Origin of the sequence: Alterinioella nitratireducens (assembly GCF_013155465.1) — a bacterium.
Lineage (GTDB): Bacteria > Pseudomonadota > Alphaproteobacteria > Rhodobacterales > Rhodobacteraceae > Alterinioella > Alterinioella nitratireducens.
On sequence record NZ_JABJVX010000010.1, the window covers coordinates 32873 to 53621 of the forward strand.

Annotated in this window: 16 protein-coding genes; 10 read left to right on the forward strand and 6 right to left on the reverse strand. The window is 65.1% G+C overall.

Annotated elements, in window-relative coordinates:
• Positions 1-995: 995 nt before the first annotated feature.
• From HNS34_RS15395 to HNS34_RS15405, 3 genes are all read left to right on the forward strand, one after another.
• On the forward strand, positions 996-2303 hold the full coding sequence (locus HNS34_RS15395; protein ID WP_172320988.1) for an HlyC/CorC family transporter: 1308 nt from the start codon (positions 996-998) through the stop codon (positions 2301-2303).
• A 162-nt stretch (positions 2304-2465) separates the two neighbouring features.
• Positions 2466-4871 (forward strand): GcvT family protein, encoded by a 2406-nt coding sequence (locus HNS34_RS15400; protein WP_172320989.1) that lies wholly within the window; start codon positions 2466-2468, stop codon positions 4869-4871.
• Positions 4868-5443, forward strand: coding sequence for a nucleotidyltransferase family protein (locus HNS34_RS15405; RefSeq protein ID WP_172320990.1), 576 nt, complete (start codon positions 4868-4870; stop codon positions 5441-5443). Before HNS34_RS15400 ends, HNS34_RS15405 begins: the two co-directional genes overlap by 4 nt.
• A gap of 4 nt (positions 5444-5447) precedes the next feature.
• Here the strand turns inward: HNS34_RS15405 and HNS34_RS15410 are convergent, their stop codons facing one another.
• From HNS34_RS15410 to HNS34_RS20935, 3 genes are all read right to left on the reverse strand, one after another.
• Positions 5448-6785, reverse strand: coding sequence for a glycine cleavage T C-terminal barrel domain-containing protein (locus HNS34_RS15410; RefSeq protein ID WP_235952759.1), 1338 nt, complete (start codon positions 6783-6785; stop codon positions 5448-5450).
• Positions 6786-7113: 328 nt separating this feature from the next.
• Positions 7114-8868, reverse strand: coding sequence for a Hint domain-containing protein (locus HNS34_RS15415; protein ID WP_172320991.1), 1755 nt, complete (start codon positions 8866-8868; stop codon positions 7114-7116).
• Positions 8869-8880: 12 nt separating this feature from the next.
• Positions 8881-9015: a hypothetical protein gene (locus HNS34_RS20935; protein ID WP_268879097.1), complete on the reverse strand. Its 135-nt coding sequence runs from the start codon at positions 9013-9015 to the stop codon at positions 8881-8883.
• 1072 nt (positions 9016-10087) lie between these two features.
• On the opposite strand from HNS34_RS20935, the gene HNS34_RS15420 reads away from it, so the two are divergent.
• Entirely contained in the window at positions 10088-10417 is a 330-nt protein-coding gene (locus tag HNS34_RS15420) for a TfoX/Sxy family DNA transformation protein (RefSeq protein ID WP_172320992.1), read from the forward strand.
• Between the two features lie 125 nt (positions 10418-10542).
• Here the strand turns inward: HNS34_RS15420 and ndk are convergent, their stop codons facing one another.
• Positions 10543-10965, reverse strand: a complete 423-nt coding sequence (ndk, locus tag HNS34_RS15425) for a nucleoside-diphosphate kinase (protein WP_172320993.1) — start codon at positions 10963-10965, stop codon at positions 10543-10545.
• Between the two features lie 108 nt (positions 10966-11073).
• Here ndk and HNS34_RS15430 point away from each other — a divergent pair, with 108 nt between their 5' ends.
• Genes HNS34_RS15430 through HNS34_RS15440 form a run of 3 tightly spaced genes read left to right on the forward strand, consistent with a single transcriptional unit; the run spans position 11074 to position 14177 of the window.
• Complete coding sequence (locus tag HNS34_RS15430) at positions 11074-12924, forward strand: ABC-F family ATP-binding cassette domain-containing protein (protein ID WP_172320994.1); 1851 nt, start codon at positions 11074-11076, stop codon at positions 12922-12924.
• A complete protein-coding gene (locus HNS34_RS15435) occupies positions 12921-13541 on the forward strand; it encodes a MarC family protein (RefSeq protein WP_172320995.1) in 621 nt (206 codons plus the stop codon). Before HNS34_RS15430 ends, HNS34_RS15435 begins: the two co-directional genes overlap by 4 nt.
• Positions 13542-13595: 54 nt before the next feature.
• Positions 13596-14177, forward strand: coding sequence for a retropepsin-like aspartic protease family protein (locus HNS34_RS15440; RefSeq protein WP_172320996.1), 582 nt, complete (start codon positions 13596-13598; stop codon positions 14175-14177).
• Positions 14178-14302: 125 nt separating this feature from the next.
• Here HNS34_RS15440 and HNS34_RS15445 read toward each other — a convergent pair whose 3' ends face one another.
• Both HNS34_RS15445 and HNS34_RS15450 read right to left on the reverse strand, forming a co-directional pair.
• Positions 14303-14770 (reverse strand): DNA polymerase III subunit chi, encoded by a 468-nt coding sequence (locus HNS34_RS15445; RefSeq protein ID WP_172320997.1) that lies wholly within the window; start codon positions 14768-14770, stop codon positions 14303-14305.
• The gene (locus HNS34_RS15450; protein ID WP_172320998.1) at positions 14763-16247 is read right to left on the reverse strand and encodes a leucyl aminopeptidase; all 1485 of its coding nucleotides are present in this window, start codon (positions 16245-16247) and stop codon (positions 14763-14765) included. Before HNS34_RS15450 ends, HNS34_RS15445 begins: the two co-directional genes overlap by 8 nt.
• Positions 16248-16394: 147 nt before the next feature.
• Here HNS34_RS15450 and lptF point away from each other — a divergent pair, with 147 nt between their 5' ends.
• From lptF to HNS34_RS15465, 3 genes are read left to right on the forward strand one after another with little or no spacing between them, the layout of a single operon-like run.
• Entirely contained in the window at positions 16395-17513 is a 1119-nt protein-coding gene (lptF, locus tag HNS34_RS15455) for an LPS export ABC transporter permease LptF (protein ID WP_172320999.1), read from the forward strand.
• Positions 17510-18604 carry an LPS export ABC transporter permease LptG gene (gene lptG, locus HNS34_RS15460; RefSeq protein ID WP_172321000.1) on the forward strand — a complete coding sequence of 365 codons (1095 nt, stop codon included), beginning with the start codon at positions 17510-17512 and terminating at the stop codon, positions 18602-18604. Before lptF ends, lptG begins: the two co-directional genes overlap by 4 nt.
• Positions 18601-20742 (forward strand): LPS-assembly protein LptD, encoded by a 2142-nt coding sequence (locus tag HNS34_RS15465; protein ID WP_235952760.1) that lies wholly within the window; start codon positions 18601-18603, stop codon positions 20740-20742. Before lptG ends, HNS34_RS15465 begins: the two co-directional genes overlap by 4 nt.
• The last annotated feature ends 7 nt before the right edge of the window (positions 20743-20749 follow it).

Genomic DNA, 20749 nt, shown 5'->3' on the forward strand with positions numbered 1-20749 from the left:
ATATAGTCCGAAACGCTCATACATACCGAAGCCCCCTCCTCGGGGCGGCACCCAAAATGCCGGGTGCAGGGACACACACGCTTCCCGTCCGGCCACCGCGACTCTTGCGGCCAGTGATCGACGTCATTCATTTTTTGGGTGCGAACCGGCGCAGAGCAGAAAACCGAGTTCGTCCGATGCGATCTTGCCATCCCCACCTTTGCGACGGCCGGACGGGGTGGCAGCCCCAGGGTCCGGTCGCGGCACAAAGTCATGGCGCGATCAACGCTTTCGCACGCCTCAAATAAGCATTTATGGCATATTTGCGTCAATTGCGGGTTACGGGACTCAACCTATACGTGTGCCTTGAATTCCGGCGATACTGCCTTGATTATTGGGAAAAAATCGGATGACGCAGGGGAACCTGGACCTGGTGCCAGGCCCTTCGACTGCGGCACTCTGTTGCGTATCCGGAAACGGTTAACCAAATATCGCAAGCCTGTCGGCGCTTCGACGCAAATGACCTGTCCTTTTGGATAGGCTGACGCGGCTTTTTCGGCGGCCCAGGGGGGCAGTCCGTTAACGCCGTCCGAGCCGACTTATCCGATCCGGCATTGTGGCCCAATCGCGGCAAAGCTGCGGCGGCATCGGGACCGGGATGGGATAAAAATTTGGCGCCACCGGGCGATACACGCATAGGTTGCGCAACTTCCCGCGACAAAGCCTCATTTTGGCTATAATTGTGCAAGAACTGGCAAATTTTCGCCATATTGTGATTCGGAACCGGGCTGAAACCTGCCCATCGGCACTGCTGCCCCGGCGTCGATTCCAGGCGCGCCGCGCGCGGTATTTCTGGCAGGCCGCGCGCGGCAGTGTCCCGGCGCCCGCGCAACCCGCCCCTGGCCCGTTCCGCCCTGTTTTCGCCCCATTTCACCGCTTTCGCTTGAACCGCCCCCAAGCCCTGCCCATAACACGGGGGATCACACATCCCTTTTATGGACATCTGAGACTGACCCATGCCGGAGCTCGACCCCGTATTTGACGCCTCATTCTGGATCACCGCCGCGGCCATCTTGTCGCTCCTGGTGCTCTCGGCCTTCTTCTCGGGCTCCGAGACCGCGCTGACGGCCGCGTCGCGCGGCAAGCTGCGCAGCCAGTCCGACCGCGGTGCCGCGGGGGCCGCGCGCGCCCTGCGCCTGACCGAGGATAGCGAGCGGCTGATCGGCTCGATCCTGCTTGGCAACAACCTGGTCAATATCCTTGCGGCCTCGCTCGCCACCGCGCTTTTCACCCGCGCCTTCGGCGAAAGCGGTGTCGCGCTGGCGACGCTGGTGATGACGCTGCTGGTTCTGGTCTTCGCCGAGGTACTGCCCAAGACCTATGCCATCACCCGGCCCGAAAGTGCCGCCGCCACCGTGTCGCGCGCGATCGGCCTGGTGATCCTGATCTTCTACCCCGTCGTGGCCATGGTTCAGGTCATGGTGCGCGGGATCTTGCGGCTTTTCGGCGTGCAGACCGACCCCGACAGTGCCGTGCTGTCCGCGCGCGAGGAGATCGCGGGCGCGATCACGCTTGGCCATTCCGAAGGCGCGGTGGAGAAGGACAGCCGCGACCGGCTGCTCGGCGCGCTGGATCTGGGTGATCGCACCGTCGAGGAGATCATGCTGCACCGCTCCAACATCGAGATGATCAACGCCGATGACGAGGGCGAGGCGATCCTGAGCCAGCTTCTGCAATCGCCCCATACCCGCCTGCCCGTCTATCGCGGCGACCCCGAGAACATCATCGGACTGGTCCATGCCAAGGACGTGCTGCGCACCATGGACCGGCTGGTGCGCGGCCCCGAAGCCTCGGGCGCGGGGCTGGCGGCCTTTTCCGTGACCGAAGTGGCGATGAAGCCCTATTTCGTGCCGGAAACCACGACGCTGGATGACCAGATGCGCCAGTTCCTGCGCCGCCACACGCATTTCGCGCTGGTGGTCGATGAATATGGCGCGCTGCAGGGGCTGATCACGCTGGAGGATATCCTCGAGGAGATCGTCGGCGAGATCACCGACGAGTTCGATGTCGAGGACACGGCGGAGCTGGCCCCCGGCCCGGACGGCGCCTACCTGATCGATGGCGCGATGACGATCCGCGACCTCAACCGCGCCGCCGAATGGAACCTGCCCGATGACGAGGCCAACACGGTGGCCGGGCTGGTCATGCACGAGGCGCAGATGATCCCCGTCGTGGGCCAGGTGTTCAACTTCCACGGCTTCCGCTTCGAGGTGGTGGAGCGGGACCAGAACCGCCTGACGCAATTGAAAATTCGCAGGTTGTGAGTGATTGAAGGGGTTTCGCCGCCTTTGGCGGCGACCCGTGCGAGGGGCGCTGCCCCTCGCGCTCCCCGAGGTATTTCCGGCAAAATGAAAGCACATGTCGTTTTTTGACTTGCGAGGCTGTTGCCGCTGGTCCCTCTTTGGCCGCAAAAGGAGGGCAACTCAATGAAAACGCATGTGCGGGTCTGTGTCATCGGGGGCGGCGTTGTCGGCTGTTCGGTGCTCTATCATCTGACCAAGCTCGGCTGGACCGACGTGATGCTGGTCGAGCGGTCGGAACTGACGAGCGGCAGCACCTGGCACGCGGCGGGCGGGTTTCATACGCTCAACGGCGACACCAACATGGCCGCGTTGCAGGGCTACACGATCCGGCTCTATCGCGAGTTGGAGGAGCTGACCGGCATGTCCTGCGGTCTGCACCATGTCGGCGGCGTGACCCTGGCCGACACGCCGGAACGGTTCGACATGCTCAAGGCGGAGCGGGCCAAGCATCGGTTCATGGGGCTGGAGACCGAGATCCTGGGGCCCCAGGAAATCAAGGCGATCGCGCCGGTGACCAATATCGACGGCGTGCTTGGCGGGCTTTACGACCCGCTGGATGGGCATCTCGACCCCTCCGGCACGACCCATGCCTATGCGCGCGCCGCCAGGATGGCCGGGGCCGAGATCGAGCTGCACACCCGCGTGCGGGAGACCAACCCGCGCGCGGATGGCGGGTGGGATGTGGTGACCGACAAGGGCACCATCCGGGCCGAGCATGTCGTCAACGCGGGCGGGCTTTGGGCACGCGAGGTGGCGGCGATGGCGGGTTGTTACCTGCCGCTGCACCCGATGGAGCATCAATACCTCGTCACCGAGGACCTGCCCGAGATCCATGAGCGCGACAGCGAGCACCCGCATGTCATGGACCCCGGCGGCGAGAGCTATTTGCGGCAGGAGGGGCGCGGCCTCTGCATCGGGTTCTACGAGCAGAACGCGCAGCCCTGGGCCGTCGATGGCACGTCGTGGAATTTCGGGCATGAGCTGTTGCCCGACAACCTGGACAAGATCGCCGACAGCATCGAGTTCGCCTATCGCCGCTACCCGGTGCTGGAACGCGCGGGCGTCAAGACCGTCATTCACGGGCCCTTCACCTTTGCCCCCGATGGCAACCCGCTGGTAGGTCCGGTGCCGGGCCTGCGCAATTACTGGTCGGCCTGCGGCGTCATGGCCGGGTTTTCCCAGGGCGGCGGTGTCGGGCTGACGCTGGCGCAATGGATGGTCGAGGGCGAGCCGGAGCGCGACGTGATGGCGATGGATGTGGCCCGCTTCGGTCGCTGGATCACGCCGGGCTACACCCTGCCCAAGGTGGTCGAGAACTACCAGACGCGGTTTTCCGTGGTCTACCCGAACGAGGAACTGCCCGCCGCACGCCCCTTCCGCCGCACGCCCATGTACGATGTGTTCGACACGATGGGCGCGGTCTGGGGGCAGCAATATGGGCTGGAGGTGCCCAATTACTTCGCCGCGGGGGATGAGCCGCGCTATGAAACGCCCTCCTTCCGCCGCTCGAACGCCTTCGAGGCCACCGCGCGCGAAGTGCGGGCGGTGCGTGGCGGTGTCGGCATCAACGAGGTGCAGAATTTCGGCAAATATGCCGTGACCGGCCCCGGCGCGCGGGATTGGCTGGACCGGATCATGGCGGGCCGCATCCCGAAACCGGGGCGGATCAGCCTGACGCCGATGCTGTCCGAGAAAGGCCGGATCATCGGGGATTTCACGATCTCCTGCCTGTGCGAGGAGCATTTCCAGATCACCGGCTCCTACGGGGCGCAGGATTTCCACATGCGATGGTTCGACGCCCACGCGGCAGATGGCGTGCGGGTCGAGAACATCTCGGACCGGCGCACCGGGTTCCAGATCGCGGGCCCCCGCGCGCGTGACCTGTTGCAATCGGTGACGCGCGCCGATGTCTCGGCGATGCGCTTCATGGATGTGCGGCAGATGACCATCGGCCTCTCGACCGCGATCGTGCAGCGCGTGAGCTATACCGGCGATCTTGGCTATGAGATCTATGTCGACGCGATGGAACACCGCGCGCTCTGGGACATGCTCTGGGGGGGCGGGCAGGCCCACGGTCTGCGCCCCTTCGGGATGCGCGCGATGATGAGCCTGCGTCTGGACAAGTTCTTCGGCTCGTGGATGCGGGAGTTTTCGCCCGACTACACCCCGCTTGAGACCGGGCTGGACCGGTTCATGCAACTGGACAAGGGTGATTTCATCGGGCGCGCGGCGGCGAAGGCCGAGGCGGAACGGGGCGCGACCCGCAAGCTCTGCGCCTTTGTCGTCGAGGCGACGGATACGGATGTGAACGCCTATGAGCCGATCTGGCTGGAGGGGGAAGTTGTCGGCTTCTGCACCTCGGGCGGGTTCTCGCATCATGCCGGCCTGTCGGTCGCCCTTGGCTTCGTTCCGGCGGAACACGCCCGCGAGGGTCTGGCCGTCGAGATCGAGATATTGGGTGAACGCGTGCCCGCCCGGCTGGTGACGGAGCCTCTTTTCGATGCCGATGGCGCACGGATGCGGGGATGAGCGCGACGATCCTTCTGCTTGCGGCGGGCGCGTCATCGCGCATGCGCGGCGCGGACAAGCTGTTGGAGGAGGTCGGGGACCAGCCGCTTCTGCGCGTGATGGCGGCGCGCTGCGCCAAGGCGGGGCGGTTGCGGGCGGTCTTGCCCGAGGGCAATGCGGACCGGGCCGAGGCGCTGGACGGGCTGGAGGCCGAGATCGTCACCGTCCCGGCGGGGGGCGATATGTCGGCATCGCTCAGGGCCGGGGTCGCGGGGCTGACCGGCCCGGTTCTGGTCGTGCTGGCCGATATGCCGGAGGTCACGGCGCATGACATGCACCTGATGCTGGCGCTGTCGGCGCAGGCACCCAGGGCGATCCTGCGCGCCGCCGACCGGGACGGAACCCCCGGAAACCCGGTGCTGTTTCCGGCCGACCTGCTGCCCGATCTGCAAAAGATCAAAGGCGACAAGGGCGCGCGCGATCTTCTCAGGCGGCACGCGGGCAAGGTGCATCTGATCCCCCTGCCCGAGGCCCACGCGCTGACCGATCTGGACACGCCCGAGGATTGGGCCGCCTGGCGCGCACGGAGGTGAGCCCCTAATCCGCCGCGTCGCGCCCTGCCGCCTTCACCTGCTCGCGGGCGCTTGGATGGGCCGAGGGCCGGAACGGCACCTCGCAAACGCGGGCGCGGACGGGTTTACCGGACTGGTCGCAATACCTTTCGGGCAGTTCGACCTGCAAGTCGGTTCCGATGCCCGACAGCGCCCACGGCACGTAGCCAAGCGCGATATTGCTGTTCAGTTCCGGCGACCACCAGGGCGAGGTGAGATAGCCGACGCGCGCGCCCTCCCCATCGCAGACAAGCCAGAAATCGGGCGCGTAATCGGTGATCGGCTTGCCGCCGAGCATCATGCCCACCAGTTTCAGGTGGAACGGATACCCGCCCGCGTCGATAATGTCGCGCTGGCGCTCCAACGCAGCCCTGCCGATATAGTCGCCCGCCTTCTTGCGCGGCACCTGGTAGGCAAGGTTGACCTGGAAAGGCGATGTCTCGGCATCCAGATCCTGCCCCCAGGACAGGATCCCGGCGGCGATCCGGCGGTGATGGGCGGGCGCCGTGACGCGCAGGCCAAGCCCGGCCCCCTCGCCCCGGATCGCATACCACAGCGCCTCGGCATTCAGGGTGGCGTCGCGCAGATACACCTCGTAGCCTTTCTCGCCGGAAAACCCGGTCTGGCTGACCACGACCGAACAACCGGCGATCTCGGCCTCCATCAGCCCGTAATAGGGGATGTCGCGCACCGCATCGCCGACAAGGGCCGCCATCAGTTCCTCCGAAAGCGGGCCCTGGATTTGCAGCGGGGCGACGTCGATTTCAGCGATCTCGACGTCGAAGCGGCGGCCGATATTGACCCCTTGCAGCCACAGCATCAGGTCGGAATCGGACAGCGAGAACCAGAATTCATCGTCGGAAAGGCGCAACAGCACGGGATCGTTCAGGATACCGCCCGCCTCATTGCACAAGATGCAGTATTTGCCATGCTTCGGCTCGATCGCAGTCGCATCGCGGGTGATGACGTAATCGACGAACGCCTCCGCATCCGGCCCCTTGACGCGGATCTGACGTTCGACCGCGACATCCCACAGCGTCACGCGATTGACCAGCGCATCATATTCGGCCATCGCCCCGCCATCCTCGGGGCGGACATAGCCGCGCGGGTGATACATGCGGTTATAGACCGTCGCCCGCCAGGCCCCGGCCTCGACCGAGAGATGCCAGAACGGGGATTTGCGCACCCGGGTCGAGATCAGCATCTGCACCGGCGTCGATCCGGATTGGCGCAGGTTGACCGGCACCGTCCGGTCGGACTGGTCGATGACGGGGACATTGGGATGGGTGCGTATGTCGGCGGGGGTCTTGAGTGCATCGGGCATGATCGGGCCTCCTCCTTGCCGGGGCCGCCGACCTGTCCGGGGACGCACGAGCGAGCTCGGGGAGCCGACGGACCGTTGCTACAAGGCCCAACGCAGGTGGTTTCGGGCAGGTTCCTGCGCGAAAGGGGCCGGAACGAAAAAGGGGTGGCACCCGGCTCGGTGCCACCCCGTTTCGGGTCCGGGGAAAGGGATCTTGCCCCCGTTCCCCCCCCGTATCCCTGCTGCAATCCGGCGTTTCGGGTTCTCCGCGAGGCAGAGCATCGGGTTTCGCGTTCGAGCGCAAGGCGCGAGAGGCAGCGAAACCCGATACAGACTGACCCCGAACGACCTAGCGCACGATCAGGCGTGCCTCGTGGGATTTCAGAACCTTGCGGGCAGAGACATAGGCGTCGCGGCCAACGGGTTCGCGCAACTCGGGGAAGATCTCGAAGATCTCGTTGCGCTGTGCATTGCCCATCCCGTCCAGGGTCACGTCGCCGGGCTGGAAGCTTTCAGTCCAGGCCCCGTCGGCCAGCACAACCTCGTGCCGGTCGAACATGAAGTGGATATAGGTGGTGCGCAGCGTGTCCATCCACTGAACGCCGTTGTGGTTGACCAGGTGCTTGGCCGCGACCAGAACCTCGCTTTCCTCGAAGTAGAGCGAGGTGCGGTCATTGGCCACCAGCATCCGGTGCTGCGGGCTGACCAGCATGTCACGCTCGGGCAGTCCGTCACCAAGCGACCCGGCCTTGATCAGGATCGGGCGCAGATGCGGCGCGCGGCGCAACTCGGCGTGGTTCATGGTCTTGGAACCGACCCAGCGAATTTCCTGGATGCCGTTGTCGCGGGTGATGATCTTGTCACCGACCTGGAGGTTTTCCACCAGCACCTCGCCACGCGGCGTCGCGATGCGCGAGCCGGGGGTGAAGCAGGGCACGACATTCTCGATCTCCTCGAACTGCATGGTGCCGATGATGTTGGAGGGGTCGAAGCCGCCGCCATCATAGAAGGTCACGGTGCCGTTCTCGGGGTTGGTCGGGTCAAGCTCCACGCGCAGCGGGCCGGACCCGGTCAGGTCGAGCGTATCGTAGTCGTCGCCGCCGCCGCCACCGTCAACGGTGTCGCCCGCATTGCCGCCCAGGAACGTGTCGCGGTCATCGCCACCCAGAAGCGTGTCTTCGCCCTGGCCGCCGGTGATCTGGTCGTTGCCGGTGCCGCCTTCGACATAGTCGTCGTCGATGCCTGCGTCGATGGTGTCATCGCCCGCATCGCCGTAGATCTCGTCGTCGTCATCCTCGCCGAAGATCACGTCGTTGCCGTCGCCGCCATGGATCGTGTCCATACCGTTATCGACAACCGCGTCGGGGCCGATCGGATTGCCGTCCGAGCCGTCATCGGTGACGTTCAGCTCATCCGGGAAGCCCGGGCCGAGGCCGCCATAGATGGTGTCGTCGCCCGCGCCGCCATAGACCAGGTCCGAGCCCTCGCCGCTGGTGACCTCGTCATCGCCGTCGCCGGCAAAGACGGTGTCGTCGTCGAAGCCCGAATTGACCACGTCATTATCGGTGCCCGCGTCGATGAAGTCATTGTCATCGCCGGTGGTGATGGTGTCGTCGCCCGCGCCGCCAAGCACGGTGTCGCGGTCATCGAGCGGGTCACCGTCGCCGGGGAAGAGGCCCGGATAACCGCGATCGGGCAAGGGCGTGCCGCCCGAGCTGGTGTCGATCTCGTCATTGCCATCGCCGCCATCGGCATAGTCGCTGCCGTCGCCGCCGGTCACCGTATCGTCGCCCTCATCGCCATAGAGAGAATCGTCGCCGTCGCCGCCGCGGATGTCGTCATCGCCATCCTCACCGTCGATGATGTCGTTGCCGCCGCCGCCTTCGACAGTGTCATCGCCCTGGCCGGACATGACGGTGTCGTCGCCGTCGCCCGCGCGCACCCGATCGTCATTGGGATCGTCACCGGGCAGGATCGCGTCATTATTGTCGATCCGGTCGCCATCCGGGTCGCCGGTATAGCCGGTATCGATCAGGTCGTCGCCGTTCGTGCCATCGACATAACCGTCCAGGTTGTTTCCGGGGTTATTGGGTTCACCACTCATAATGTCGTCTCCTTAATTCGCCGCGCCGAGGCACGCGCCTTGCGCGGCTGTCCGGCGATCCAGTTTCACTCTCGGGACAACGCCCTCAGGGTCACGCAGCAGCGTGGCACCGAAGTCTGGCATGATGGTCGGGTAGACCGTGGTCATCGCACATCCCCTGGCGATCGTTGTCGATACAGGTCCAACCAGATGGCGATGACGTGAAGATCGGGGCGGGCGCACGGGGTCAGCGGCAAGGCAGGAAGCAGATGGACGTCGGCACGTCGTGCGCCGTCGCAGGGCGGGCATCTGGCAGGATGCTCTCCCTCACGTTGATCCGCACATACAGCGCGGCTCACATGCCACCTGCCGTTCCCGTCGTGACCGGCTGGTTTCGTGCGGCCGCCCCCGTGGCCTTCAGACATCGCCCCCCAGTTGGGCTGTTCAAGGAATACCCCGATAAGGCCGATCCAAGGAAGCGAAAATTGTTCGAAATTTGGCAGCAATGGCGCGAGAGTGAGATGCAAGGCCCGCCAGGAGACGCCCTGACAACCGCCTTCCGGACGGCATTGTTTCGCCAGGGAAGACAACCTTGCACAAAGTCTCCATTTGCGGGCCAGTCCTTAACCAATTGAAACATCTTTGGTTTTCTTCCGAACCGCAAAAGTTATCCACAGCCGCCGAGCGGCGCATCTTGATCCGCGCGCCTGAGAACTGTTTCCCTTTGGAAAACAGCGAATTGGCACGAAAGACGAAACGGTCTGTTAACTGTGGCGGCGATGTGGCGGGCCTGCCCGAGAGTTTCCAATTTCTCAATCCGCCGAAAATCCCGCCTTTGGTTCCCAAGCGTGATCAATCCGCGTCGAATCGTCGAATCGACGGGAGTCAGAGGCGGACACCGGCGACCTATCCTTTTGGATAGGTTGGAAAAGTGAAACTGCTGGCTTGCGCCGCAGGGGCCTTGCGTCCCCTCGCCAGACCGCGCGATTGCCAGTTGTGGCATTCCGGTCGCACTGTTTCCATCTGCGGCCCCCTCTGCCCCATCCTCGCCACATTCCGGCCCCAGGCTGATGCGCAGGCAGCAAGCAGTAAAACCGGAGCAAACCCATGCCCAACCCGCAGCCCGCACCGAAACAGGCGCCCCGTTCCGCTGATCCCAAGAAGAAGGAACCGCCGGTCACCTTCCGCGACTGGGCCAGCATCTGATAGGCTCGCGGGCGTTCCTTCCCGGATGGATGCGATGCCCACCGACCTGACCGAGATCCGAAATATCGGCCCCGCCTTCGCCGAGGCGCTGATGCGCGCCGAGATCGCGGATGCCGAAACCCTGCGCGAGGTCGGGGCCGACACCGCCTATGCGCGGATGTTGAAGACCGGCACGCAACCGCATTTCATCGGGTATTATGTCCTGCACATGGCCTTGCAGGGACGCCCCTGGAACGATTGCAAGGGGGCCGAGAAGGCCGCGCTGCGCAAGCGTTTCGACGCGCTGAAAGCCGAGAGCTTCGACAAGGGCCGATCCGATTTCGAGAAGGTGCTGGATGAGATCGGCGTAATCGCGCGACGGTAGCCGGAAGAATTTTGCCACAAAATTCTTCCGGGCCGAAAAATCTTGTCCAAGATTTTTCCCGGCGCGAAACGAAAACGGACCGCCCTCTTACCCAGGACGGTCCGCTTCCATCATCGTTCGTCGTCTCAGCCGACCAGTTCGAGGCCCGAGAAGAAGAAGGCGATCTCGACCGCGGCGGTTTCCGGGGCGTCCGAGCCATGCACCGAATTCTCGCCGATCGACAGCGCGTACTCCTTGCGGATGGTGCCCTCGGCGGCCTCGGCGGGGTTGGTCGCGCCCATCACTTCGCGGTTCTTCGCAATCGCGTTCTCGCCTTCCAGCACCTGCACCACGATCGGCTCGGAGATCATGAACTCGCAAAGCTCGCCGAAGAACGGACGATCCTTGTGGACGCCATAGAATTCCTGCGCCTGCGCCAGGGTCATCTGGATGCGCTTGGAGGCGACGACGCGCAGGCCGGCCTCTTCGAACTTGGCGGTGATCTTGCCGGTCAGGTTGCGTTTGGTGGCATCGGGTTTGATGATCGAGAAGGTGCGTTCCAGCGCCATGGGGTCATGCTCCGCTAATTGGTTGGTTTGCGCGGCCCCTAGCATGGGGCCGCAGCCAAGAAAAGCCGCCAATTGACATGTCCCTACGCGCAGGTCACACCGCGCCCCATGTTACGCATCGACGATATCTCCTATTCCGTCGCGGGCCGCCCGCTGATCGAGCATGCCTCGGCCACCATCCCCGAGGGGCACAAGGTCGGCATCGTTGGGCGCAACGGCACCGGCAAGACGACGCTCTTTCGCCTGATCCGGGGGGAACTGGCGCTGGAGACGGGCGCCATCACCCTGCCCTCGCGCGCCCGCATCGGCGGTGTCGCGCAGGAAGTGCCGTCATCGCAGACCTCGTTGATCGACACCGTCCTGGCCGCCGATACCGAACGCGCCGAGTTGATGGCCGAGGCCGAGCGCACCACCGACCCCGCCCGCATCGCCGAGGTGCAGACGCGGCTGGCCGATATCGACGCCTGGTCGGCCGAAGCGCGCGCCGCCACCATCCTGCGCGGGCTTGGCTTCACGCCCGAGGAACAGTTGCAGCCCTGCGCCGATTTCTCCGGCGGCTGGCGGATGCGCGTGGCGCTGGCCGCCGTGCTTTTCTCGGCCCCCGATCTGCTGCTTCTGGACGAGCCGACCAACTACCTGGATCTCGAAGGCGCGCTGTGGCTGGAAAGCTATCTTGCGAAATATCCGCATACCGTGCTGGTGATCAGCCATGACCGGGGCCTTCTGAACCGCGCCGTGAACCACATCCTGCATCTGGAAGACCGCAAGCTGGCCCTCTACCAGGGCGGCTATGACACCTTCGCGCAGACCCGTGCCGCGCGGCTGGCCGTTGCCGCCGCCGATGCCAAGAAACAGGAAACCCGGCGCGCGCATCTGCAATCCTATGTCGACCGCTTCCGCTACAAGGCGTCCAAGGCCAAGCAGGCGCAATCCCGGCTGAAGATGCTGGAGAAGATGCAGCCGATCTCCAGCCCCCAGGAACGCGCCTTCCGCGCCTTCACCTTCCCCGAGCCCGAGCAACTTTCGCCGCCCATCGTGCAACTGGACAGCGCCGCCGTTGGCTATGGCGAGCGCGCGGTGCTGAGCCGGTTGAACCTGCGCATTGACCAGGACGACCGTATCGCCCTTCTGGGCCGCAACGGCGAGGGAAAATCCACCTTTTCCAAGCTTCTGGCCGACAAACTTGATGTGATGGACGGCAAGAAGACGCAAAGCGGCAAACTGCGCGTCGGCTATTTCGCGCAGCACCAGGTCGATGAGCTCTTCATCGACGAAACGCCGCTCGACCACCTGCGCCGCGCCCGGCCCGAGCATACGCCCGCCAAGCTGCGCGCCATCCTCGCCGGGTTCGGCCTTGGCGCGGATCAGGCGGAAACCGTGGTGGCAAAACTTTCGGGCGGGCAGAAGGCGCGGCTCAGCCTGCTGCTCGCCACGCTCGACGCGCCGCATATGCTGATCCTGGACGAGCCGACCAACCACCTCGACATCGAAAGCCGCGAGGCCCTGGTCGAGGCGCTGACCGCCTATACCGGCGCGGTGATCCTGGTCAGCCACGACATGCACCTTCTCAGCATGGTGGCCGACCGGCTGTGGCTGGTGAAGGATGGCCGGGTGACGCCCTATGAGGATGATCTGGAAAGCTATCGCCAGTTGCTGCTGACCGGCGATGCCGCGCCGAAATCGAAGAAACAGGCCGCGCCCAGGCCCAAGCGCCCGTCGCGCGACCAGTTGCTGGAGCTGCGCGCCGAGCTGCGCAAATGCGAGGCACGGGTCGAGAAGATCACCGAGATGCGCGAGAAGCTGTCGCGGAAACTGGCCGATCCGGGCCTTTATGACGAGGCGAATGCGGGCGATCTGGCGGTCTGGCAGAAGAAGTTCAACGAGGTCGAGGACGGTCTGGAACGTGCCGAGGCGCTGTGGCTGAAGGCCATCGAGCGGCTGGAGGCGGCGGAAGCATGAGCACCTCGGAGCTGATCACCGTCTTCGTCTCGCTTCTGGTCATCATCGACCCGGTGGCGCTGGCCCCCCTCTTCATCGCGCTGACCAAGGGGCAGAGCGCGCGACGGCGGCGCATCGTCGGCCTGCGCGCCTGTGTCGTGGCCTTCGGGCTTCTGACCGTGTTCGGGCTGGCGGGCGACGAGTTGCTGGCCTTTCTCGGCATCTCCATGCCCGCCTTCCGCATCGCGGGCGGCTTGCTTTTGTTCCTCACCGCGCTGGACATGCTCTTCGAGCGGCGCACCCAGCGCCGCCAGGGCCAGGCCGATGAGGCGGATGAGCATGACGACCCCTCCGTCTTTCCACTGGCCATCCCGCTTCTGGCAGGCCCCGGCGCGATTGCCACCATGATCTTGCTGGCGGGCGCGGACGGGATCGCGGCGACGGATGTGCTGGCCATCCACCTGGTGATGTTCGTGGTTCTGGTCCTGGTCTTCATCTCGTTCCTGCTGGCACCGACGATGGAACGTCTGCTTGGCCCCGTCGGCATCAACGTGGTCACGCGCATCCTCGGCATGTTGCTGGCGGCGCTGTCGGTGCAGTTCGTGATCGACGGAATCTTGCAAATGCAGGTGATATGAAGGGATAAATGCCCTATATGAGGGGCTGACCCTTTCGCGACGTTACAGGCCCCCATGGAAAAAGCCGAAATTGCCTCGCTCATCTATCTCGGCCTCCTGGCGATCGCGCTCCTTGGCTCGCTGGTGTCGTATAATCGGCACCAGATCGGACGGGTGGCGCAATATGCCCTGATCTGGGGCTTCATCTTCGTCGGCGCCATCGCCTCGGTCGGGCTGTGGCCGGAATTGCGCAATTCGCTGGTGCCGCAGCAATCGGTGGTCACGGGCACGGGTGAGGTCGTGGTGCCGCGCGCCTATGACGGGCATTATTACCTGACGCTCGACCTGAACGGCGTGCCGACCCGTTTCGTGATCGACACCGGCGCCAGCGAAGTTGTGCTGACACCGCAGGATGCGGGCCGGGCCGGGATCGACGTCGCGGGCCTGAACTACAACAGCCGCGCGATGACGGCGAACGGCATGGTGCAGACCGCCAGCATCCGGCTGGACCGCGTGGTATTGGGCGATATCGAGGATCGCCAGGTTCCGGCGGTCGTCAATGGCGCGCCGATGCAGGAGAGCCTGCTTGGCATGTCCTATCTCAACCGGTTCGACCGGATCGCGATCGAGGACGGGCAGATGGTGCTGTCGCGCTGACGCCTTGGACGGGCCGCTGTGGGGCCGAGGTCATGCAGCGAGGGGCCAGCCCCTCGCGCTCCCCGGGATATTTGCAGAACAAAGAAGGACAATTTTAGTCGAATTTTCAGTGTATTGCATGGTTGTCAGGATGCCGGTTTCTCGTGTTCCTTGCGCCATTGGCCGGAGGCTTCCGACCAGTATTGCGCGCCGCATCCGGCCCCGGTCAGGGCCTTCCATTGACCGCGCGCCTGGGTCAGTGCCGCCTCGTCATTGCCGTCGAAGAGGATGCAGACCCGCGCCTGTGCCCGCACCTCCTCTGCGCTGATCTCGGCCCCCTCCAGCGCGATCACGCAATCGGCGCGGTTGGGGGCGTCCGGCCCGGTGGTCAGCAGGACGGGCTGCATCGCGTCATGCTGGCCGCCCGCCCTGCCATGCGGCAGGAACCCATCCTCGGGCCGCAGCCAGAGAAGGTCGTCGAGCCGCGCGAGCAGTCCTTGCGAGCGCGCCCGCACCGCCACGCGCCAGCCCGCCGCCAGCGATTTTACCGCCAGCGCCTGCACCGTGGCCTCGGGGGCCGAGCGCGTCAGGTGGTAGAAATAGGCCTCACCCATCCGCTGCCGGGTCCGCCTCATACCCGTCGCGCACCAGCCGGTCGAGCGCCAGCACGCCCCACCCGGTCGCGCCCTTCGGCGCCAGCGCGGTGTCGGATTTGACGTGGGCGACACCGGCGATGTCGAGGTGGATCCAGGGGCAATCCTCCTTGATGAAGCGTTGCAGGAACTGCGCCGCGGTGATCGAGCCCGCGGGCCGCCCGCCGGTATTCTTCATGTCGGCGATGTCGGATTTGATCAGCTTGTCATAGGCCTTGCCAAGCGGCAGCCGCCAGGCGCCTTCCTCCTCGGCGCGTGCCGCCCGCAGGAAGCTGTTGGCAAACCCGTTGTCATTCGAGAAGACCCCGGCGTTTTCATGGCCCAGCCCGATGATGATCGCGCCGGTCAGGGTGGCGAGGTCGATGACGCCCGCGGGGCGGAAACGCTCCTGCGCGTACCACAGCACATCGGCCAGCACGAGGCGGCCCTCGGCGTCGGTGTTGATCACCTCGATCGTGTCGCCCTTCATCGAACGCACCACGTCGCCGGGGCGCTGCGCGCGGCCATCGGGCATGTTCTCGACCAGCCCCACCAGCCCCACGACATTGGCCTTGGCCTTGCGCAGCGCCAGCGTCCGCATCACGCCCGAGACCACGCCCGCACCGCCCATATCCATCGTCATGTCTTCCATGCCGGCCGCCGGTTTCAGACTGATCCCGCCGGTGTCGAACACCACGCCTTTGCCAACGAGGGCCAGGGGCGCCTCGTCGCCACCGCCGGTCCATTCCATCACGACAACCTTGGAGGGGCTTTCCGAGCCCTGCCCCACCCCCAGAAGCGCGCCCATGCCGAGATCGGTCAACTTGTCCTCCTCCAGCACCTCGACCTTGAGGCCGAGATCGCGCATCGCCTCCAGCCGGTCGGCAAATTCCTGGGTGGTCAGCACGTTGGCGGGTTCGCTGACGAGGTCGCGGGTGAAAAACACACCCTCGGCGCGGGCGCGGATGCTGGCCAGCGCCTGCTCCTGCTCCTCGGGCTTGTTGACCATGAAACGCGCGTCCTGGATCGCGTCACGTTCCTCGGTCTGGTGGGTGGTGAAGGCGTAGCCGCGCAGGATCAGGCCAAGCGCCAGCTCGTCCAGCCTGCCCTGGTTGGAGGCCGCAAGGGTCAGCGCGGCGTCGCCCTTGAACCTGGCCAGCTCCGCGCCCGCCTTGCGCGCCTCGTCCAGCTTGGGGCGGCGGTCGAGCTTGACCACGCTCAGCGCCTCGGCGGCGAGCCCCACGGGAAAGCCGATCACGAAGCCTTCGCCGGGTTTCATCTTCTCCCATTTCTTCGATTCGGTCAGGCGCGCCACCGCGCCCTTGGTCAACCGGTTCACCCGGCGCGCGGGCTGGTCCATCTTGCCATCGGGCGTCACCACGATGGCCAGCTTGCCTTCCGCGCCCGCCAGCGCGTCGAGATCGGTCGTGGTCAGGGTCAGCGAGATCGGTTTGGTCATGGCTTGCCTCTTGCGGGGAATCTGGATTTGTCCGGGACACTAGGCCTAGTGGAACGCCTTGGCCAGATATGCCTGTCCTTGTGGCGGCGATTGGACTAAAACCGGCTTGAAGGCAATCTGTTAACAAGCAGTCGAGAGGGCAGCATCGTGGGGCGCTATGACCGGTATATCCTGTCGCAGCTTCTGGTGCTGTTCAGCTTCTTCTCCATCGTCCTGGTCTCGGTCTATTGGGTCAACCGCGCCGTCGGCCTGTTCGACACGCTGATCTCGGACGGGCAGAACCTGCGGGTTTTCCTTGAATTTTCGGCTCTTTCCCTGCCGCAGATCATCCTGCTTGTGCTGCCCGTCTCGGCCTTCGTGGCGGCGATCTATGTCACCAACCGGATGATCGGCGACAGCGAGCTGGTCGTCATGCAGACGGCGGGCTGTTCGGCGCTGCGCCTCCTGCGTCCGGTCTGGGTGTTCGGAATCATCGCGGGGCTCCTCATCGCGATTCTGGCGCATCTGCTGGTGCCCGCCGCCCGCGCGCAGCTGATGGAGCGCAGCTACGAGGTCAGCCGCGACATGACCGGCCGGTTTCTGCGCGAGGGGCAGTTCATCCACCCCACCGACGGCATCACCGTCTATATCCGCGCCATCACCGAATTGGGCGAGTTTCGTGACGTCTTCCTGCAGGACCGTTCGGCCCCGGATGTGGAGACGACCTATACCGCCCGGCGCGCGCTGCTGGTCTCGACCGAGGACGGCCCCCGGCTGGTCATGTTCGACGGCATCGCGCAGAATGTGGACCGCGCGAGCCAGCGCCTTTCGACCGTCGAGTTCGAGGATTTCACCTATGATATCGCCGGGCTGATCGAGGCCCCCACGGGCCGCATCCTGTCGATCCGCGAGATGTCGACGCCCGCGCTTCTGCTGGCCCCGCGCGCGGTCGCCGAGGCGCAAGGGTCAACGCTTGCCGCCTTCCGCTTTGCGGGCCATGACCGGATCGCACGCAGCCTGTTCGTGATCTTCGTGCCGGTGATCGCGGCGGCGACATTGATGTTGGGGGCGTTCTCGCGCTTTGGCATCTGGCCGCAGATATTGCTGGCGGTCGCGCTGATCGTGCCGCTGCAAATGTCCTGGAACGCCGCCGAGGCGATCGGCTCGCGGCAGGAGGGCATGGCGCATCTGGCCTATCTGCAACCGGCGCTGGCGGCGGCGGTGGCCGCCCTCATGGTGACGCTGTCGATGCGGGGATCGCGCAGGCGCGGGGGGGCGGCGGCATGATCTTGCATGTCTACCTGGCACGGCGGTTCCTGCGGTCCTTCGTGATCGTGCTGGCCGTGTTCATCGCGATCCTGCTGCCCATCGACCTGGCCGAACAGTTGCGCGCCATCGGCACCCCCGATGCGGGCCTGCGCCAGGCGTTTCAACTGGCGCTTCTGAACCTGCCCGGTGCGCTCTACCGGATGCTGCCGCTTTTCATCATCCTGTCGACGCTGGTGCTGTTCCTGTCGCTCTCGCGCACTTCGGAACTGGTGGTGGTCCGGGCCTCGGGGCGCTCGGCGCTGAAATCGACCATCTCGCCGGTGCTGATGTCGATCCTGATCGGGCTGATCGGCCTGTTGATCATCAACCCGCTGGTCGCCGCGACCGAGCGCCAATACGAGGTCACGATCCAGCAATTCCAAACCGGCGAGGAACGCACGCTGTCGGTCTCGGGCGAGGGGCTCTGGCTCAGGCAGGGCAATGCGGCAGGACAGACCGTGATCCGGGCCGCACGCGCCAATGCCGATGGCACCGAGCTTTTTGCCGCCAGCTTCTTCGTCTATGACGAGGGCGGCCAGGCTTTGCGCCGGATCGACGCCGACCGCGCCGCGCTGGTCGATGGCGCGTGGCAGATGGCGGGCGCCAAGATCTGGCCGCTGACCGTGGCCAACCCCGAGGCCGAGGCCGTCACGCACGAGACCTATGCGCTGGCCTCGACCCTCACCCGCGACCAGATCCGCGACAGTTTCGGGCGCCCCTCGACGGTGCCGATCTACGAGCTGCCCCGCTTCATCGCGCAGCTGCGCGCCGCCGGCTTCGCGGCGCTGCAACACCGGGTCTGGCTGATGACGGAACTGGCCAACCCGCTGATGCTGGCCGCCATGGTGCTGATCGCGGCCAGCTTCACCATGCGCCACACGCGGTTCGGCAAGACCGGGATCATGGTCCTCTTCGCGCTGCTTCTGGGGTTCGGCATCTTCTTCTTGCGCAGCTTCGCGCAGGTCCTGGGCGAATCCGGCCAATTGCCCGTCGCGGTCGCGGCCTGGACGCCGCCGCTTGCCGCGATCCTCTTGTCGCTCGGCTTCCTGTTCCATACGGAGGACGGATGATGCGCGTTCTCCGCCTGATTGCCGTGTACCTGGTGCTGGCCCTGCCCGCCGCCGCGCAACAACAATTGCCCGCGACGCTGATCGCCGATGACATCCGTTTCGCGCGGCTGAACAACAGCGTCGTGGCGGCGGGCAATGTCGAGGTCCTGTACCGGGGCACCCGGCTTCAGGCCGCCGCCATCCGCTATGACGGCACCGACGACCTGATCACGGTCGAGGGGCCGATCACCCTGACCGAGGCCGATGGCAGCACCATCATCCTGGCCGATTTCGCCGAGCTGTCGCGCGATCTGCAGCAGGGCGTGCTGCAATCGGCCCGCCTGGTGCTGGACCGGCAATTGCAGATCGCCGCGACCCAGATCAACCGCGTCGATGGCCGCTACACGCAGCTTTACCAGACCATCGCATCGTCCTGCCAGGTCTGCGCGGCCAACCCTGTGCCGCTATGGGAGATCCGCGCGCGGCGCATCGTGCATGACACCGAGGAACGCCAGCTCTATTTCGAGGAGGCGCAGTTCCGCGCCGCCGGCATCCCCATCATGTATCTGCCGCGCCTGCGCCTGCCCGATCCCACGCTGGAGCGCAGCACGGGGTTCCTGACGCCGCAGATCCGCGCCAACAACCAGATCGGCACCGGCATCCGGGTGCCCTATTTCATCACGCTCGGCGATCATGCCGATGTAACGGTGACGCCTTATGTCACCTTTGGTGAAAGCCAGACGCTTGAGATGCGCTATCGCCAGGCCTTCCGCAACGGGTTCGTGGAACTGAACGGCGCGATGTCCTGGGACGAATTGAACGAGGAAACCCCGCGCTCCTACCTCTTTGCCACCGGCTGGTTCGACCTGCCGCGCGATTTCCTGCTGACCTTTGACTATCAGACCGTGTCCGACCCGGCCTATCTTCTGACCTATGATTATTCGGACGAGGACCGGCTGAACAGCCATATCACCGTGGCCCGCGCCCGGCGCGACGAGTATATCGAAGCCTCTGTCACCCGGTTCCGGTCGCTGCGCGACGCGGATAACAACTTCACCCTGCCGACACTGATGACGGATGCCGAGATCATCCGCCGCTACGCGCCCGATTACATTGGCGGCATTGCCACACTTGGCCTGTCGACCCATAGCCACCAGCGCCGGTCCGACTCCGACCTCCCTGAGCCTTCACCCGACTTGGGGCGCGACGTGACGCGGCTTAGCCTGGAGGCGAACTGGCGGCGTGACTGGGTGCTACCTGCGGGCGTGCTCGCCGCGGTGGAACTAGGCTGGATCGGGGATATCTACGATATTCGACAAGACAATCGGTTTGACGGTCCCGTCACCCGCACCACGCCCTTTGTCGCGGCAGAGCTGCGCTGGCCGCTGGTGCGTGCCAATCCAAACGGTGTGTCGCATCTGATCGAGCCGGTGCTGCAATATGTCTGGTCGCCCGACGACACTCCACTGATCCCGAACGAGGATAGCGGCGTGGTGGAGTTCGACGAGGGCAACCTCTTCTCGCTCAACCGCTTTCCGGGCGCGGACGGGCACGAGATCGGCCAGCGGCTGGCCTTCGGCCTGACCTATACCCGCGACGATCCGCTTGGCTGGAACCTCGGCGTTACCGTGGGCCGGGTCTGGCGCGACGACAACTACCGGCAGTTCACGCAAGGCTCGGGCCTGGATGGTCGGCGGTCGGACTGGCTGGTCTCGGCCTCAGTCGAGATGGGCCAGAGCTTCCTATTGATGAACCGGGCCATCTTCAGCGATGAATTCAACGTCACCTCGAACGAGTTTTCGCTCGGCTGGCAGGGGGCGCAATTCGAAGTGGCCTCCTCGCTGACCTGGTTGCAGGCCGATGACGATGAGAGTCGTCCGCAGGACAGCGCTGAATGGGCCTTTGACGCGGCCTATGAATTCGACAGCCCCTGGGGCGCCTCCGTCGATTGGCGCTACGATTTCGAGGCCAATGAACCCACCCGCGCGGGCCTTGCCGTGACCTATGCCACCGAATGCGTCGATGTGGAGTTTTCGCTCTCGCGTCGGTTCACAACCTCCGCTACGTTGGCCCCGGCAACGGATTTCGGCCTGACCGTGGCACTGAACGGGTTCGGGGCCTCCCGCGACGGGCGCCAATATGCCCGCAGCTGCCAATGATGAGCCG

Excerpts from the sequence above, each read along its gene's own strand:
- HNS34_RS15395 (WP_172320988.1), top strand. The coding sequence starts at position 996 with ATGCCGGAGCTCGACCCCGTATTTGACGCCTCATTCTGGATCACCGCC.
- HNS34_RS15400 (WP_172320989.1), top strand. The coding sequence starts at position 2,466 with ATGAAAACGCATGTGCGGGTCTGTGTCATCGGGGGCGGCGTTGTCGGC.
- HNS34_RS15405 (WP_172320990.1), top strand. The coding sequence starts at position 4,868 with ATGAGCGCGACGATCCTTCTGCTTGCGGCGGGCGCGTCATCGCGCATG.
- HNS34_RS15410 (WP_235952759.1), bottom strand. The coding sequence starts at position 6,785 with ATGCCCGATGCACTCAAGACCCCCGCCGACATACGCACCCATCCCAAT.
- HNS34_RS15415 (WP_172320991.1), bottom strand. The coding sequence starts at position 8,868 with ATGAGTGGTGAACCCAATAACCCCGGAAACAACCTGGACGGTTATGTC.
- HNS34_RS20935 (WP_268879097.1), bottom strand. The coding sequence starts at position 9,015 with ATGACCACGGTCTACCCGACCATCATGCCAGACTTCGGTGCCACGCTG.
- HNS34_RS15420 (WP_172320992.1), top strand. The coding sequence starts at position 10,088 with ATGCCCACCGACCTGACCGAGATCCGAAATATCGGCCCCGCCTTCGCC.
- ndk (WP_172320993.1), bottom strand. The coding sequence starts at position 10,965 with ATGGCGCTGGAACGCACCTTCTCGATCATCAAACCCGATGCCACCAAA.
- HNS34_RS15430 (WP_172320994.1), top strand. The coding sequence starts at position 11,074 with ATGTTACGCATCGACGATATCTCCTATTCCGTCGCGGGCCGCCCGCTG.
- HNS34_RS15435 (WP_172320995.1), top strand. The coding sequence starts at position 12,921 with ATGAGCACCTCGGAGCTGATCACCGTCTTCGTCTCGCTTCTGGTCATC.
- HNS34_RS15440 (WP_172320996.1), top strand. The coding sequence starts at position 13,596 with ATGGAAAAAGCCGAAATTGCCTCGCTCATCTATCTCGGCCTCCTGGCG.
- HNS34_RS15445 (WP_172320997.1), bottom strand. The coding sequence starts at position 14,770 with ATGGGTGAGGCCTATTTCTACCACCTGACGCGCTCGGCCCCCGAGGCC.
- HNS34_RS15450 (WP_172320998.1), bottom strand. The coding sequence starts at position 16,247 with ATGACCAAACCGATCTCGCTGACCCTGACCACGACCGATCTCGACGCG.
- lptG (WP_172321000.1), top strand. The coding sequence starts at position 17,510 with ATGATCTTGCATGTCTACCTGGCACGGCGGTTCCTGCGGTCCTTCGTG.
- HNS34_RS15465 (WP_235952760.1), top strand. The coding sequence starts at position 18,601 with ATGATGCGCGTTCTCCGCCTGATTGCCGTGTACCTGGTGCTGGCCCTG.